Origin of the sequence: Paraburkholderia denitrificans, from assembly GCF_042655705.1 — a bacterium.
Classification (GTDB): Bacteria; Pseudomonadota; Gammaproteobacteria; order Burkholderiales; family Burkholderiaceae; genus Paraburkholderia; species Paraburkholderia denitrificans.
In genome coordinates, this window is the sequence record NZ_JBHSMP010000044.1 from 1 (window position 1) to 14,883 (window position 14,883).

At 64.2% G+C, this 14,883-nt stretch carries 15 protein-coding genes; 6 read left to right on the forward strand and 9 right to left on the reverse strand.

Going from position 1 to position 14,883, the window contains the following annotated elements; translation table 11 throughout:
* Nucleotides 1-767 precede the first annotated feature (767 nt).
* The 6 genes from pcaF to otnI all read right to left on the reverse strand — a co-directional run bounded on the left by pcaF (nt 768) and on the right by otnI (nt 7,395).
* Nucleotides 768-1,970: a 3-oxoadipyl-CoA thiolase gene (pcaF, locus tag ACFPTO_RS24530; RefSeq protein ID WP_377715599.1), complete on the reverse strand. Its 1,203-nt coding sequence runs from the start codon at nt 1,968-1,970 to the stop codon at nt 768-770.
* Between the two features lie 259 nt (nt 1,971-2,229).
* Nucleotides 2,230-2,550: a cytochrome o ubiquinol oxidase subunit IV gene (gene cyoD / locus ACFPTO_RS24535; protein WP_377715601.1), complete on the reverse strand. Its 321-nt coding sequence runs from the start codon at nt 2,548-2,550 to the stop codon at nt 2,230-2,232.
* On the reverse strand, nt 2,551-3,162 hold the full coding sequence (gene cyoC, locus ACFPTO_RS24540; RefSeq protein ID WP_377715603.1) for a cytochrome o ubiquinol oxidase subunit III: 612 nt from the start codon (nt 3,160-3,162) through the stop codon (nt 2,551-2,553).
* Nucleotides 3,162-5,147: a cytochrome o ubiquinol oxidase subunit I gene (gene cyoB, locus ACFPTO_RS24545; RefSeq protein ID WP_377715605.1), complete on the reverse strand. Its 1,986-nt coding sequence runs from the start codon at nt 5,145-5,147 to the stop codon at nt 3,162-3,164. The genes cyoC and cyoB overlap by 1 nt, the downstream gene beginning before the upstream one ends.
* 3 nt (nt 5,148-5,150) lie before the next feature.
* Nucleotides 5,151-6,059 (reverse strand): ubiquinol oxidase subunit II, encoded by a 909-nt coding sequence (gene cyoA / locus ACFPTO_RS24550; protein ID WP_377715607.1) that lies wholly within the window; start codon nt 6,057-6,059, stop codon nt 5,151-5,153.
* Nucleotides 6,060-6,606: 547 nt separating this feature from the next.
* Nucleotides 6,607-7,395, reverse strand: a complete 789-nt coding sequence (gene otnI / locus ACFPTO_RS24555; RefSeq protein WP_377715609.1) for a 2-oxo-tetronate isomerase — start codon at nt 7,393-7,395, stop codon at nt 6,607-6,609.
* 236 nt (nt 7,396-7,631) lie between these two features.
* Here otnI and ACFPTO_RS24560 point away from each other — a divergent pair, with 236 nt between their 5' ends.
* Nucleotides 7,632-8,456 carry an IclR family transcriptional regulator gene (locus tag ACFPTO_RS24560; protein ID WP_377715611.1) on the forward strand — a complete coding sequence of 275 codons (825 nt, stop codon included), beginning with the start codon at nt 7,632-7,634 and terminating at the stop codon, nt 8,454-8,456.
* Between the two features lie 37 nt (nt 8,457-8,493).
* On the opposite strand, the gene phnN is transcribed toward ACFPTO_RS24560, so the two are convergent.
* From phnN to phnF, 3 genes are read right to left on the reverse strand one after another with little or no spacing between them, the layout of a single operon-like run.
* Entirely contained in the window at nt 8,494-9,072 is a 579-nt protein-coding gene (gene phnN / locus ACFPTO_RS24565; protein WP_377715613.1) for a phosphonate metabolism protein/1,5-bisphosphokinase (PRPP-forming) PhnN, read from the reverse strand.
* A complete protein-coding gene (locus ACFPTO_RS24570) occupies nt 9,069-9,800 on the reverse strand; it encodes a DUF1045 domain-containing protein (protein ID WP_377715615.1) in 732 nt (243 codons plus the stop codon). The genes phnN and ACFPTO_RS24570 overlap by 4 nt, the downstream gene beginning before the upstream one ends.
* Nucleotides 9,797-10,555 (reverse strand): phosphonate metabolism transcriptional regulator PhnF, encoded by a 759-nt coding sequence (gene phnF, locus ACFPTO_RS24575; RefSeq protein ID WP_296659389.1) that lies wholly within the window; start codon nt 10,553-10,555, stop codon nt 9,797-9,799. Before phnF ends, ACFPTO_RS24570 begins: the two co-directional genes overlap by 4 nt.
* A 233-nt stretch (nt 10,556-10,788) precedes the next feature.
* Between phnF and phnG the strand changes: the two genes are divergently transcribed.
* From phnG to phnK, 5 genes are read left to right on the forward strand one after another with little or no spacing between them, the layout of a single operon-like run.
* Nucleotides 10,789-11,283 carry a phosphonate C-P lyase system protein PhnG gene (phnG, locus tag ACFPTO_RS24580; protein WP_377715617.1) on the forward strand — a complete coding sequence of 165 codons (495 nt, stop codon included), beginning with the start codon at nt 10,789-10,791 and terminating at the stop codon, nt 11,281-11,283.
* A complete protein-coding gene (gene phnH, locus ACFPTO_RS24585) occupies nt 11,280-11,951 on the forward strand; it encodes a phosphonate C-P lyase system protein PhnH (protein WP_377715619.1) in 672 nt (223 codons plus the stop codon). Before phnG ends, phnH begins: the two co-directional genes overlap by 4 nt.
* Entirely contained in the window at nt 11,951-13,087 is a 1,137-nt protein-coding gene (locus ACFPTO_RS24590; RefSeq protein WP_377715621.1) for a carbon-phosphorus lyase complex subunit, read from the forward strand. Before phnH ends, ACFPTO_RS24590 begins: the two co-directional genes overlap by 1 nt.
* Nucleotides 13,084-14,055 carry an alpha-D-ribose 1-methylphosphonate 5-phosphate C-P-lyase PhnJ gene (locus ACFPTO_RS24595; RefSeq protein WP_377715623.1) on the forward strand — a complete coding sequence of 324 codons (972 nt, stop codon included), beginning with the start codon at nt 13,084-13,086 and terminating at the stop codon, nt 14,053-14,055. Before ACFPTO_RS24590 ends, ACFPTO_RS24595 begins: the two co-directional genes overlap by 4 nt.
* The gene (gene phnK / locus ACFPTO_RS24600; protein ID WP_377715625.1) at nt 14,052-14,822 is read left to right on the forward strand and encodes a phosphonate C-P lyase system protein PhnK; all 771 of its coding nucleotides are present in this window, start codon (nt 14,052-14,054) and stop codon (nt 14,820-14,822) included. Before ACFPTO_RS24595 ends, phnK begins: the two co-directional genes overlap by 4 nt.
* Nucleotides 14,823-14,883: the final 61 nt, after the last annotated feature.

Consider the following 14,883-nt stretch of genomic DNA (forward strand, 5'->3'; position numbering starts at 1 on the left):
ATGGCTGCGAATGTCGGAGCCAGGTTGCGGACGAGATTTAATCGCCAAACCTGCTCCAGCGGGAATGCCGCATGTGAAACAGACTGTTTCAATATCTGGGAGATATGTCGGATTCTTGCTTAACCCGTTGTTATAAAAGGAAAATGGCAAATTATGGCTGTCACGGAGCTATCATTTTTTTGTGGTACTCACGCGACGCGCGCAAACGTAAAGACCCGCTCCGGCACGGGAAATCACTCGTGTATGACGATGCTCCCCTTCAACGACAACGGCATCGTTATTGCACATGGGAATAAGGCGCCCGTGCGCCGCGTTTAACGCTATGTCGACGCCTGCGTTCGCGATGAACCGGCATTTCGGCATCGTCGGTAATTGTGTGATGCATACCTCGCTGGATATCTCCGGGCGGGACGTCCTGCGAATTTCCCCAACAGGAGATCACCATGAAGCGATTTCGTATTTTTCTTGCGTGTCTCGTCAGCCTCGGAATTGTCTCGGCCTCAATGTCCCCGGCGGCCGCGGACGACAACATGAATCAGAAGAACGACAGCTCATCGAACAGTTCAGGCAATTCGAGTTCATCGAGCGGCGGTTACTGAACGCCGTACGCCTTAATGCACAGTCCGCTGCCGGAGACCGGCGCGGACCTGTCGCCTTCTGCATTACCGCACCCTCGCGGCGAAGCCTGCACGCGTCTCGACGAAAAATGCCGCAGATCGTTCGATCTGCGGCGTTGCGGCAGGCCAGTGAACGCAGGTGCGCAGCGATCAGACGCGCTCGATTGCGATGGCAATCCCCTGGCCCACGCCGATGCACATCGTGCACAGCGCAAAGCGGCCCTGCGTGCGTTGCAACTGATACAGCGCCGTCGTCACGAGACGCGCGCCGCTCATGCCGAGCGGGTGGCCGAGCGCAATCGCGCCGCCGTTGGGATTGACGCGAGGATCATCGTCGGCGACGTCCAGCATGCGCAGCACCGCCAGCCCCTGCGATGCAAACGCCTCGTTCAGTTCGATCACGTCGAATTGATCAATCGTCATGTTCAGGCGCGCGAGCAGCTTTTGCGTGGCGGGCGCCGGACCAATGCCCATCACGCGCGGCGCGACGCCGGCTGTCGCCATGCCGAGCACGCGCGCACGCGGCGTGAGCCCGAAGCGCTTTGCGTTCTCTTCGTTGGCAAGGAGCAGCGCGCACGCGCCGTCGTTGACGCCTGAAGCGTTGCCCGCCGTCACCGAGCCGTCCGCGCGCACGATGCCCTTGAGCCTCGCGAGCGCTTCGAGGCTCGTCTCGCGCGGATGCTCATCGCGCGAAACGACGATCGGCTCCCCTTTCTTCTGCGCAATCGTCACCGCGACGATTTCCTGCGCGAGCGTGCCGTCGCCCTGCGCGCGCGCCGCCTTTTGCTGGCTGCGCAGCGCGAATGCGTCCTGATCGGCGCGGCTCACGTTGTAGTCGACGGCGACGTTCTCAGCCGTCTCGGGCATCGAATCGACGCCGTACTGCTGCTTCATGAGCGGATTCACGAAGCGCCAGCCGATGGTCGTGTCGTAGATCGCCGCGTCGCGTGCGAACGCGCTCGCGGATTTGCCCATCACGAACGGTGCGCGGCTCATGCTCTCGACGCCGCCTGCGATCATCAGGCCAGCCTCACCGGCGCGGATTGCGCGCGCGGCGCTGCCGACCGCATCCATGCCCGAACCGCACAGACGGTTCAGCGTGCTGCCGGGCACCGCCTCCGGCAACCCCGCCAGCAACAGCGACATGCGCGCAACGTTGCGGTTGTCGTCGCCAGCCTGGTTTGCGCAACCGTAGATCACGTCGTCGAGTGCCGACCAGTCCACGTCCTTGTTACGCTCCACCAGCGCTTTCATCGGCACAGCGCCGAGATCGTCCGCACGGACATGAGCGAGGGCGCCGCCGTAGCGGCCAATCGGCGTGCGAATCGCATCGCACAGAAAAGCTTCCGCCATGCAAATCTCCTGATTGATGGGCAGCGCAGAAGGTATTCAACGAATGAACGTGCCGCCCGGTGCATTTGTTCTATACACGAACCACAGATCGTTAGTTGAACATTTTTGCCCATCATAGGTGGGCCGCTGAATGCATGTCAAGCGGGTGTCAAACCGGTCTCAAGTGGGTCTCAAGCGCACGAACGGCCCTGTCGCAAGTGAAACGGCCGCACAGACGTGAAGTCTGTGCGGCCGTCAGGCACGCGAGCGGGGCCGGAGTTTAACGCGACATCATATGCATGGCGACGTTGTTCATGACCCAGACCGTGCCGAAAATAAGAAACGCGGCGGCGACCACGGTATAGCCGAGCGAAATCATGTTCATGCCGCGTCCCGGCCCGGAATTCAGATGCAGGAAGAACACGAGCTGAACGATAACCTGCACGAACGCGAGAACGGCCAGCACGGCCAGGGCGCTACCCGAATCGAGCGCGCCGTACCACACGACGCCGAACGCGGCCGCGGTGAGGATCACCGAAAGGATAAAGCCCAGGATGTAGCTACCGGTGCTGCCGTGAGCCTGCGAGTGAGAATGAGCCATTTAGACCACGCTCCCGAGATAGACAAAAGTGAACACGCAGATCCACACGAGGTCGAGGAAGTGCCAGAAGAGGCCCAGACATGCGAGGCGGCGGATTTCGTGCTCGCCGAGCTGCGGCCTGAGGAGCACGTGAATCATCATCACGGCCATCCAGATCAGACCGATGAAAACGTGCAGACCGTGCGTGCCGACCAGCGCGAAGAACGACGACCAGAACGCGCTGCGCTGCGGACTCGCGCCTTCCGCGATCAGTTGCGAGAACTCGCGCAGTTCGAGAAACAGGAACAGCGCGCCGAGCAGGAAGGTCACCACGAGCCACTGCATGACCTTGCCGGATTTCTGCTGGTACGCGTTCAACATCGCGAATCCGAACGTGATGCTGGAGAGCAGCAGCAGTCCGGTTTCGATCGCCACGCCCGGCAGCTCGAACAGGTCCTTGCCCGTGGGGCCGCCCGCAAACTGATGCCAGAGGCTCGCGAACGTCGCGAACAGCGCGGCGAACAGCACGCAGTCGGTCATCAGATAGGTCCAGAAGCCGAATACCGAGTGCGACTCCGGGTGGTCCTGGTGATCGGATTCGGCGAGGTTCGCCTGATTGGTTTTCTGTAACATCAGTTGGCCTCCAGTGCGACCGCGGCGCGGTGACGCTGTTCTTCAATTTCGCGCACGCGCTCGGCAGGAATGGTGTAGCCGTCGTTATTGCCGAAGCTGCGCGCCGCGACCGTCACCACGATGCCGACGAGCGCGAGCACGGCCAGCCACGTGATGTGCCACACACCCGCAAAGCCCAGTACGAGGCTGAACATGCCGACGATGAAACCTGCCGACGTGTTCGACGGCATATGGATATCGCGGTAGTGCGCTTCGAGACCGAGGCCACGCCCGGTTTCCTTCATGTGGGCGAAAGCGTCGATGTCGCTCACGTGCGGGATCACCGCGAAGTTGTAGACCGGCGGCGGCGAGGACGTGGCCCATTCGAGCGTACGGCCGTCCCACGGATCGCCCGTCACATCCTTGCTTTCCGGCTTGTTGCGGTGGAGGTACGCCTCGACCCACGACACGATCTGGATCACGATGCCAAGGGCGATGATGGCCGCGCCGATCGCCGCGATGACGAGCCAGATCTGCCAGTCGGGGTTGTCGTAGTGGTTGGTCCGGCGCGTCATGCCCATGAACCCCAGCACGTAGATCGGCACGAACGCCACATAGAAGCCGACCAGCCAGCATGCGAACGACGCCTTGCCGAGCTTCTCGTTCGGCTTGATGCCGAAGATCTTCGGGAACCAGTAGTGAAGGCCCGCGAGGAAGCCGAACACCACACCGCCGATGATCGTGTTGTGGAAGTGCGCGATGAGGAACAGCGAGTTGTGCAGCACGTAGTTCGCACCGGGAATCGCGAGCATCACGCCCGTCATGCCGCCGATCGTGAACGTCACCATGAAGCCGATCGTCCAGAGCACCGGCGTGGTGAAGTGGACACGGCCGCGATACATCGTGAACAGCCAGTTGAAAATCTTCAGGCCCGTGGGGATCGCGATGATCATCGTCATAATGCCGAAGAACGCGTTGACGTTGGCGCCCGCGCCCATCGTGAAGAAGTGGTGCAACCACACGAGGAATGCGAGAACCATGATGGCGCACGACGCGTACACCATCGTCTTGTAGCCGAACAGCGGCTTCTTCGAGAACGTCGCAATGATCTCCGAATAGATGCCGAACGCAGGCAGCACGAGGATGTACACCTCAGGGTGGCCCCACGCCCAGATCAGGTTCAGGTACAGCATGGCGTTGCCGCCGCCGTCGTTCGTGAAGAAGTGCGTGCCGACGTAGCGGTCGAGGCCGAGCAGCGCGAGCGCGATCGTGAGAATCGGGAACGTGGCCATGATGAGCACGTTCGAGCACAACGACGTCCAGGTGAAGACCGGCATCTTCATGAGGTTCATGCTCGGAGCGCGCATCTTCAGGATCGTGACGAAGAAGTTGACTGCCGAGATCAACGTGCCGACGCCCGAGAGCTGCAACGACCACAAGTAATAGTCGACCCCCACGCCCGGACTGTATTGCAGCTCCGAAAGCGGCGGATACGCGAGCCAGCCGGTCTGCGCGAACTCGCCGACCACGAGCGAAATGTTGATCAGGATCGCGCTGATCGCCGTCATCCAGAACGACAGCGAGTTCAGGAACGGGAACGCCACGTCGCGCGCGCCGATCTGCAGCGGCACGATGATGTTCATCAGGCCGATCATGAGCGCCATCGCCATGAAGAAGATCATGATGACGCCGTGCGCCGTGAAGATCTGGTCGTAGTGGTGCGGCGGCAGATAGCCCGGCGAATCGAATGCTATGGCCTGCTGGATGCGCATCATCACGGCGTCGGCGAAGCCACGCAGCAGCATGAGCACGGCGACGATGATGTACATCACGCCGATACGCTTGTGGTCCACGCTCGTGAGCCATTCGCTCCAGATGTACTTCCACTTTCCGGTGACGGTCACCAGACCGCCGACAGCCAGCACGATCAGCGCCATGAACGCCGCGGCGCCCATGATGATCGGCTGATCGAACGGAATCGCTTCTAAAGTAAGTTTGCCTAACATGCGTTACCCCTCAAATTTCCCGTCAACACGGCAGACAGCGTCACGGAAATCGGTGACGTGGCCGTTGTTGTATTTCGCGACGATGTTGTTGAAGAGCTTCGGATCGACTCTCGAGAAGTGCTGCACGGGATCCTTCTCGCTCGGCTTCGCCACCGCCGCGTATTCGTCCATCGAGAGCGACGCCGACGACGCCCTCACCTTCTCGACCCATGCGTCGAATTCCTGCTGGCTCGTGGCAAGCGTGCGGAACTTCATGTCCGAGAAGCCCGGGCCGCTGTATTGCGCCGACAGGCCCGCGTAGTCGCCCGCGTGGTCGGCGATCAGGTGCAGACGCGTCTGCATGCCCGCCATCGCGTAGATCTGGGTGCCGAGCTGCGGAATGAAGAACGAATTCATCACCGAATCCGACGTGATGCGGAAATTCACGGGCGTGCCGACCGGCATGGCGAGCTGGTTCACCGTCGCGATGCCGAGGTCCGGGTAGATGAAGAGCCACTTCCAGTCGAGCGCCACGACTTCGACGTTGATCGGCTTGACGTCCGATGTGAGCGGCTTGTAGGGGTCGAGCTCGTGGGTGGTCTTCCAGGTGATGATGGCCAGGTAGAGGATGATCAGCGAGGGAATGGTCCAGACCACGATTTCGATCATCGTGGAATGGGCCCATTTCGGCGCGTAGGCGGCGTTCCGGTTCGACGCGCGATAGCGCCAGGCGAAAAACAGGATGAGGAAGATCACCGGCACGATGGCGATCAGCATGGCGACCGTCGAGGTGATGATGAGCGACTTTTCGGCAACGCCAATGCTGCCCTTCGGGTCGAGCAGCGCAAAATTGCCGCTACACCCCGATAGTGAGACGGCCAACCCACTGCCGAGGAGGACGAGCCATCGTTTGAAGGCTTTTCTTTCTGTCATGTTTGCACGCTTTCCCTTTGAAGGACCTTTGACGCATTACGCCGTTGACACATCACGCAGTTGACACATGGGGCAGTTGACACACCGGGCATTTGCATCGCAAAAAATCCACGACAAATGCACCCACGCTTGAAGCGGCGCAATTTTACGTAAGGAATCCTGTTCAAAAATTGATCCACGCCAAATATTACCCCGCAACGAAGACCAAATTCGCCCGGGTGCGACGTAATGGCGCAAGTAGTCCTACAGATAATAATTAAACATACGAAGCAATGTTTAAAGGTAATTAACCTTTATGCGAAAACTGTCAGAAAAGCCTGGAAATCGCCGCCGTAAAAACGGCGGCATTAACGATTCTGGCGACCCGATTCCCGGCTTTGGAGAAGCCCTTCGGATCACCGGATTGGATCGCGTGACGGTAACTCGATCCCAAAAAAACGAATTCGACGGTGCCCACGAGCCATTTTTATTTGCTCTTATTTGCTCTTATTGGCTCTTCAACCAACCTCGGCGGGCGAGGGGCGTCCGGCGCACGCGAATATTTGCATCACGAACGATCAGACAGATACGATCGAACCCAGCCCAATCCAGCCGACGTCGCCCCGCGCGGCCGGTATTCACAGCCGATCCAGCCGCCGTAACCCAGTTCGTCGAGTAGCGCGAACAGATACGGGTAGTTCACCTCGCCGGTATCCGGTTCATGCCGTTGCGGCACGCCTGCGATCTGCACATGGCCAATCCCACCGATGTCGCGCCGCAGCTTCATGGCCAGGTCGCCTTCGACGATCTGACAGTGATAACAGTCGAACTGCACGAGCAGGTTCGCTGCGCCCAGCGCGGCGCGGATCGCTTGCGCGTCGTCCTGACGGTTCAGCAGGTAGCCGGGCATGTCGCGCGGGTTGATCGGCTCGATCAGGACCGTGATGCCCTCGGACTGCGCCTGCGAAGCCGCCCAGGCCAGATTGCGCAGGTAGCACTCGCGTTGCGCCTCGTACGGCGTGTCCGCCTCGCGCAACCCCGCCATGACGTGCACGCGCCGGGTGCCGAGCGCGCGCGCGTAGTCGAGCGCCTGGTCGATGCCGCGGCGAAATTCGTCCTCGCGCCCCGGCAACGACGCGATGCCGCGCTCGCCCGCCGCCCAGTCGCCGGGCGGCGCGTTGAACAGCACCAGTTCGACGCCGTTCTCGTCGAGGCGCGACTTCAGGTCGTGGGCGGGCAATTCGTAGGGGAACAGGCACTCGGCCGCCGCGAAGCCGTCACGCGCCGCCGCCGCGATACGGTCGGCAAAGGCGTGTTCGGCGTACATCATCGTCAGGTTGGCCGCAAAGCGGGGCATGGTCGTGGTCTCCTTTCAGTCGGTTGGCATGCTTCTGTGACGGCGCGTCAAAGTCGCTCGCCGCAGCCGCTAGCATAGTGTTTCGTGCGCGTCGCGCGCCCGGCCCGCAGGCGCAGCGCGCGCAAGCCCGCTGCACGCGGGCGCGCCGTCGCCTGCGCTGCCTGTTGGCGAAACAGGTCGCATGCGCTATTGTCGTAGGCTCCTTACGCGCCGCTGCCGGACACATTCCGACGCCTATGACCTCCGCATCCAGTGCCTCGCCCGCCCGTTCCGCTGAGCCCACGGAGACTCCCGACAAACCGGGCGACTCCTACGTGCAGTCTTTCGCCCGCGGGCTTTCGGTGATCCGCGCGTTCAACGCCGAGCATCCCGCGCAAACGCTCACCGACGTCGCCGCTGCCACCGGCCTCACGCGCGCCGGCGCGCGCCGCATCCTGCTCACGCTGCAGACGCTCGGCTATGTCGAGACCGAAGGGCGGCTCTTTCGCCTCACGCCGAAGATTCTCGACCTCGGTTTCGCCTATCTCACGTCGATGCCGTTCTGGAATCTCGCCGAGCCGGTCATGGAAGAACTATCCGCCGAGGTCCACGAGAGCTGCTCGGCGGCTGTGCTCGACCGCACCGAAATCGTGTACGTCCTGCGCGTGCCGACGCACAAGATCATGACGATCAACCTCTCGATCGGCAGCCGGTTGCCGGCCTACTGCACGTCGATGGGACGCGTGCTGCTCTCGGCCCTCGACGATGCGGACCTCGACGCGACGCTCGGCTCCGCCCCGCTCTACGCGCACACGCCGCGCACCGTCACCGACAAGGACGAGCTGAAGAAGATCATCGCCCAGGTGCGCGAGCAGGGCTGGGCCATGGTCGACCAGGAACTGGAAGGCGGCCTGATTTCGATTTCCGTTCCGATCCGCAACCGCCAGGGCCGCGTGATCGCGGCGATGAACATCAGCGGCAATGCGCAACGCACGTCGGCGAAGCAGGTGGTCAAGTCCTTCCTCCAGCCGCTTCAGGAAGCCGCGCGGCGCGTCTCCAGCATGGTCGCGCAGCGCACCTGACGTTCGTTGGTGCGGGTTGGTGCAGGTTGGCGCGAGTTCAAGTACATCGCCCGCGCTCCGGTCTGCGCCCGGCCGCGACGCGGCGCACGACATCGACGAAGACTTCGCCCGCGTCCTCCAGACGGCCCGAATTGTCGATACGATCGACGCTTGCGCCCGCCAGCGCATCGAACGGCGCCCGGCGCGCAAGACGCGCGGCGATCTGCTCAGGCGTCTCGCGGCCGCGCGCGGCGAGCCGCGCAGCGAGCACTTCGAGCGCCGCCTCGATGTGGACGAACCGGGTCTGCGGATAGCGCGCCAGCGCTTCGCCCGCATGGCCACGCGAGCCGTTCACGATCACCGTGCAACCGTGCGCGAGCCACTGGTCGATTTCCACGCCGATGCCGTAGCGCAGCGCGTGGCTGCGCCATTGCAGCGCGAAGAGGCCGCGACGCGAACGCGCCTCGAATTCGGGGTCGGTCAACGCGATGTGGTTTTCGCCGCCGCCATCCGCGCGCGTGATGTAGCGGTGCGCGAACATCACGCCGTCCGCCGCGAGGCGCGTTCGCGCAAAGTCGAGCAGCGAGTCCTTGCCCGCACCCGACGGTCCCATAACGTAGATCAGCGACGCCATCACGCGCGCCGCTCCCCACGCGCAAACGCCGCGCGACGCCACAGCACGAACGGCGCTCCCGGCTGCGGCTCCACGAAGAGTGCGACACCGTCCACCGGCAGCGCCCCGGCGTCGTGCATCCGCGCATTCCACGCAGCGGTCAGCGTATCGCGCGCATGTGCGTCGTCGAGCGAATCGGAGAGCGTCATGTGAAAGCGGTATTCGTCGAATACGTACGGATAGCCCCACTCTTCCACGTACGCGCGCTGGCGCGCGGTAAGCGGGGCATCGAGCCGGCGCGTGCGTTCGGCGCAAGTCGGCTCGGCACGCAGCGGCACGAGTGTGCGCAGCGCGTCGGCCGCGACTTCGCGCAGCGCGGCATCGCCCGCATCGTCGGCGGGGCGCAGCGCGACGAACCGTCCGAGCGTCGCGGCCTTCACGGCCACCTCGAAACACGCGCGCGTCGCCGCCCATCGCTGCGCGGCGGCGAACAGCGCATCAGGCGTCACGCCCGGCGCGAGACGAAAGGGCGGGACGAGCGTGCCGTGCCAGCCATAGCGGCGCGGCGCCACGGTCAGCGCGGCAAGCGGGCGCGAAAGACCGGCGGGCTGCGGCGAACTCAACGGCTCATGGGTTTCCGCATCGCGGCCGAGCCACGCGCAGCCCTCATGCCACCACGCCGAATCGCGCGGCGGCGCATAGTAGATCGCAAAGCGCGACGCGTCGTTCCATGCTTCGATGTCGAGCGTCATACGTCGTGCTCCACCATCAACTGCACGCGGTCCGCCGCGAAATGCGTGATGCCGTATTTGATCGGCACGCCGTTCATGTCGACGTCGACGTTCTCAACCCACAGCACCGGCTGCTGCCGGTTGATATTGAGCCGCCGCGCCACTTCCGCCTCGGGCAGCACGCTGCCGATGCGGCTCCACTTGCGCAGATAATCGGTCACGCCGTATTCGGCCAGCGCCTTCGATGCGCTTTCGACGCGCTCCATCACTGCGGGCAGATCGGCGAACCGCGCGGCCGGATACCAGTTGCGCGCGTAGGTAAGCGGCACGCCGTTCGATTCGTGCAGCGTTTCCAGCCGGTAGACGAGTGCGCCCGCGCGAATGCCGAGCGCCTTTGCGACCGCGGGATCGGCCTTCACGCGCGATGAGGCGAGCAGTTTGCCCGCCGCCGAATGCCGGTGCCGCTGAAGGTTTTCCGTAAAGCGCGTGCGCTTGCCGATCGTGTAGTCGATCGCGCCCGGCTGCACGAAGGTTCCGCGCCCCTGCTCCACGCTCACGAGCCCGAGCGCCGCAAGGCCCAGCATCGCGCGCCGCACCGTATGGCGGTTCACGTCGAAGCGTTTGGCCAGCTCGCCTTCGCTCGGCAGGCGGCCATCGTCGCCGAAGCCTTTCGCCGCGATCTCGGCCGAGAGTATCTGCTCGATCTGGCGCCACACCGCCACGCCCGCGCCGCGCTCAAGCTGCGCGCCGTGCAGCGCGTCGTCGTTCGATGTCATGGTGCTGTCATTCCCTTCGGTTTGAATGGCGGTTTCCGCATTGTAGTGCGCGAGGCGTGATCGAAATATGAATCATCTCCTACATCGCGTTGCAACAAGCGGGCATTTGAACGTACAGACGTCTAGACGTCTATATAAATCGATGCTCCAATGACGACGCCTGCAGCGGCGCATTGCCGCAATGAGTGCCGCAATGCGCGCTTGGCCATCACGTTCACGACACAGGAATCCAGATGAACGCTTCTTCCGCCCCGCCTTCTGCCGCGTCGCGGCGCGCATGGATGGCGGTGCTCGCCCGCACGCCGCGCGCCGAGCTGGAAGCGGCGCTCGCTGCCGCGCTTGCTACCGCGTTCGGCGGCAACGCCGCACCGCCCTTCGACTGGCTGCGCGCGCCGCAAACAGGTCTCGCGATGGTGCGGGGCCGGATCGGCGGCACGGGCAACGCCTTCAATCTCGGCGAAGCGACGGTGACGCGTGCAACGCTGCGTCTTCATGCGGCCGACGGCGGCACGGTCGGCGTCGCATGCCATCTGGGTCGCGACAAGCGCCGCGCCGAACTGGCGGCGCTCGCCGACGCGCTCCTGCAACAGCCAGAACGCCACGCACAGTTGCATGCGCAACTGATCGCGCCGCTTGCCGCGCGCCTCGAAGCACGGCGCGACGCTCGACGCAACGAAACGGCCAGCACGAAAGTCGAGTTCTTCACCATGGTGCGAGGTGATGCATGAATCACGCAGTACAGACGCCACAACCCACCGACACCGCAGACACCGCACGCGCCGCGCTCGACACACTCGACGCGCTCCTTCCCGGCTTTGCCGATCCCGTCCACGACACGCAAGCGGTGTTCCGCGCGCTGCTCGACGCACTGGCGCGTCCGGGCCGCATCGGCGTGATCCAGGCCGCCCTGCCCGCCGCCGACACGACGCCAGGCGCCACAGGCGTGGGACGCGCGGCATTCGCGTCGCTGCTCGCGCTGTGCGACTACGCAACGCCCGTTTGGCTTGCGCAGCCCGATGCAGCGCTCGCCGCCGCATTGCGCTTTCACTCGGGCGCGCCGCTCACCACGGTCGCGGCCGATGCCGCGTTCGCCTATGTCCACGACGCCGCCGCGCTGCCGTCCCTCGCCACGCTCGCAAGCGGCACGCCCGAAACGCCTGAGCAGTCGGCCACGGTGTTCGTGCGCGTCGACTCGCTCACGGACGGCGCACCGGTCACGCTGCGCGGACCAGGCATCGAAGATGCGCACACCATCGCGCCGGTCGGCCTGCCCGAGCGGTTCTGGCACGAGCGCGCCGCGCTGGCCGCGCTGTTTCCGTGCGGCATCGATTTTTATCTTGTCTGCGACGACCAGCTCGTTGGCCTGCCGCGCACGACTCTTGTGGAGATGAACTGATGTACGTCGCCGTCAAAGGAGGAGAGCGCGCAATCGAAGCGTCGTGGCGGCTGCTCGACCAGGCACGCCGTGGCGACACGCGCGTGCCCGAACTGAGCGTCGCGCAGATCCGCGAGCAGATGCGCCTCGCCGTCGCGCGCGTAATGACCGAGGGTTCCGTCTACGACGAGGAACTCGCCGCACTCGCGATCAAGCAGGCAGCGGGCGATCTGGTCGAAGCGATCTTTCTGCTGCGCGCCTATCGCACGACGCTGCCGCGCTTCGGCTACACGGAGCCCGTCGAAACGGAACACATGCAGGTGCAACGCCGCATATCGGCGACGTTCAAGGATGTCCCGGGCGGGCAGGTGCTCGGCGCGACGTACGATTACACGCAGCGGCTGCTGGATTTCGCACTACTCGCCGAAAGCGGCGAAGTGGACGAAGAGGCGGACAAAGAAGCGGACGACGATGCACCGCGCGCGGCGCGGCCTGCGGGCGCGACCGGCGAGCCGATGCCGCGTGTCGTCTCGCTGCTCGACAAGGAAGGCCTGATCGAACAGGAAACGCCAACACTCGACGCACCCGAACCCGGCGATCTCTCGCGCGAACCGCTCGCGTTTCCGGCAGATCGCACGATCCGTTTGCAGAATCTCGCGCGCGGCGACGAGGGCTTTCTCCTTGCGATGGGGTACGCAACGCAGCGCGGCTACGCGCACTCGCATCCGTTCGCTGGTGAAATCCGGTTTGGTTCGATATCTGTAGAAATGATGCTGGACGAGCTGGGCGAAGCCGTCGAGATCGGCGAAATCGAACTGACCGAATGCCAGATGGTCAACCAGTTCGCGGGCAGCAAGGACGTGCCGCCCACCTTCACGCAAGGCTACGGCCTCGCCTTCGGCCACGCGGAGCGCAAAGCCATGGCCATGGCGCTCGTCGACCGCGCACTGCGCGGCGGGGAACTTGGCGAGACGCTGGCCTCGCCGACGCAGGGCATCGAGTTCATGCTCTCCCACAGCGACAACGTCGAGGCATCGGGCTTCGTGCAGCACCTGAAACTGCCACACTACGTCGACTTCCAGTCCGAACTCGAACTCGTGCGCAGGTTGCGCGCGCAACATCACAGCCCGCCCGGGCAGAATGAGGAGGCCGCATGAACGCACCCGCTTCCGTGCCCACCCGCATACCCACCGGCGTGCCCGCCGCAATCGCGTCGCACGAAACGCAGGCCGCCGACGGCTACAACTTCGCGTACCTCGACGAGCAGACGAAGCGCATGATCCGCCGCGCGCTGCTGAAGGCGGTCGCGGTGCCTGGCTACCAGGTGCCGTTCGCCTCGCGCGAAATGCCGCTGCCCTACGGCTGGGGCACGGGCGGCATCCAGGTGACGGCGGCGATCATCGGCGCCGACGACACGCTCAAGGTGATCGACCAGGGCTCCGACGATACGACGAACGCCGTGAACATCCGCCGCTTCTTCGCGCGCACGGCGGGCGTGAAGACGACGCGCCGCACGCAGGACGCGACGATTGTCCAGACGCGTCACCGCATTCCGGAAACGCCGCTCACGGAAGCGCAAATCCTCGTGTATCAGGTGCCGATGCCCGAGCCGCTCTTCCGGTTGGAACCGCGCGTCGCCGAGTGCAGGAAGCTGCACGCGCTCGCCGATTACGGCCTCATCAGCGTGAAGCTCTACGAGGACATCGTGCAGCACGGCAGCATCGCGACCACCTACGATTACCCGGTGACGGTGAACGGCCGCTATCTCACGTCGCCCTCGCCGATCCCCAAGTTCGACAATCCGAAACTGCATATGAACCGCGCGCTGCAACTGTTCGGCGCGGGCCGCGAGCGCCGCATCTACGCGATTCCGCCTTATACGCCGGTGCGCAGTCTCGACTTCGACGACCATCCGTTCGAGGTGCAGCGCTGGGAGCACGCGTGCGCGCTGTGCGGCTCGCGCGAGAGCTTCCTCGATGAAATGATCGTCGACGATACGGGCAAGCGCATGTTCGTCTGCTCGGACAGCGATTACTGCCACGACCGCCGCGAACGCGCCGAACACGACGATCAAGCGGACGAGGCTAGGGACGCGCATGCCCCGCAAAGCGGAGAACGCGCATGACGCCCCTCTTGAGCGCCCGTCATCTGACGAAGCAATACGGCGGCCGCAACGGCTGCCGCGACGTGAGCTTCGACCTCTATCCCGGCGAGGTGCTGTGCATCGTCGGCGAATCGGGCTCGGGCAAGACCACGCTGCTCAACACGCTCGCGCTGCGCACCGAAGCCGATTCGGGCGAACTGCACTATGCGGGCGCCAACGGCGAAACGCTCGATCTGCGTGCGCTTTCCGAACCGCGCCGACGTCTGCTCACGCGCACCGAATGGGGTTTCGTGCAGCAGAACCCGCGCGACGGGCTGCGCGCGGGCGTCTCGGCCGGTGCGAATATCGGCGAGCCGCTGATGGCCGTCGGCGCGCGCCACTACGGCCAGATTCGCCACACGGCGCAGCAGTGGATGGAGCGCGTCGAACTCGACGCCGCGCGTATCGACGAATTGCCCTCGGCGTTTTCGGGCGGCATGCAGCAGCGTCTGCAGATCGCGCGCAATCTCGTCACGGGGCCGCGCCTCGTCTTCATGGACGAGCCGACCGCCGGGCTCGACGTTTCCGTGCAGGCGCGCCTGCTCGACCTCCTGCGCACGCTCACCACGACGCTGCATCTCTCGGTGCTGATCGTCACGCACGACATCGGCGTCGCGCGCCTGCTCGCGCACCGTCTCATGGTGATGCAGGGCGGCACGGTCGTCGAATCGGGCCTGACCGACCAGGTGCTCGACGACCCCCAGCACCCCTATACGCAGACTTTGGTGGCCTCCGTGCTGCCGGTCTAGGAGACTGTCGGATTTTCGGGATAGGCGGTCATCCGGCGGACGGAGCCGGGCGTTAATGAAT

Excerpts from the sequence above, each read along its gene's own strand:
- pcaF (WP_377715599.1), bottom strand. The coding sequence starts at position 1,970 with ATGGCGGAAGCTTTTCTGTGCGATGCGATTCGCACGCCGATTGGCCGC.
- cyoD (WP_377715601.1), bottom strand. The coding sequence starts at position 2,550 with ATGGCTCATTCTCACTCGCAGGCTCACGGCAGCACCGGTAGCTACATC.
- cyoC (WP_377715603.1), bottom strand. The coding sequence starts at position 3,162 with ATGTTACAGAAAACCAATCAGGCGAACCTCGCCGAATCCGATCACCAG.
- cyoB (WP_377715605.1), bottom strand. The coding sequence starts at position 5,147 with ATGTTAGGCAAACTTACTTTAGAAGCGATTCCGTTCGATCAGCCGATC.
- cyoA (WP_377715607.1), bottom strand. The coding sequence starts at position 6,059 with ATGACAGAAAGAAAAGCCTTCAAACGATGGCTCGTCCTCCTCGGCAGT.
- otnI (WP_377715609.1), bottom strand. The coding sequence starts at position 7,395 with ATGCCCCGCTTTGCGGCCAACCTGACGATGATGTACGCCGAACACGCC.
- ACFPTO_RS24560 (WP_377715611.1), top strand. The coding sequence starts at position 7,632 with ATGACCTCCGCATCCAGTGCCTCGCCCGCCCGTTCCGCTGAGCCCACG.
- ACFPTO_RS24570 (WP_377715615.1), bottom strand. The coding sequence starts at position 9,800 with ATGACGCTCGACATCGAAGCATGGAACGACGCGTCGCGCTTTGCGATC.
- phnF (WP_296659389.1), bottom strand. The coding sequence starts at position 10,555 with ATGACATCGAACGACGACGCGCTGCACGGCGCGCAGCTTGAGCGCGGC.
- phnG (WP_377715617.1), top strand. The coding sequence starts at position 10,789 with ATGAACGCTTCTTCCGCCCCGCCTTCTGCCGCGTCGCGGCGCGCATGG.
- phnH (WP_377715619.1), top strand. The coding sequence starts at position 11,280 with ATGAATCACGCAGTACAGACGCCACAACCCACCGACACCGCAGACACC.
- ACFPTO_RS24590 (WP_377715621.1), top strand. The coding sequence starts at position 11,951 with ATGTACGTCGCCGTCAAAGGAGGAGAGCGCGCAATCGAAGCGTCGTGG.
- ACFPTO_RS24595 (WP_377715623.1), top strand. The coding sequence starts at position 13,084 with ATGAACGCACCCGCTTCCGTGCCCACCCGCATACCCACCGGCGTGCCC.
- phnK (WP_377715625.1), top strand. The coding sequence starts at position 14,052 with ATGACGCCCCTCTTGAGCGCCCGTCATCTGACGAAGCAATACGGCGGC.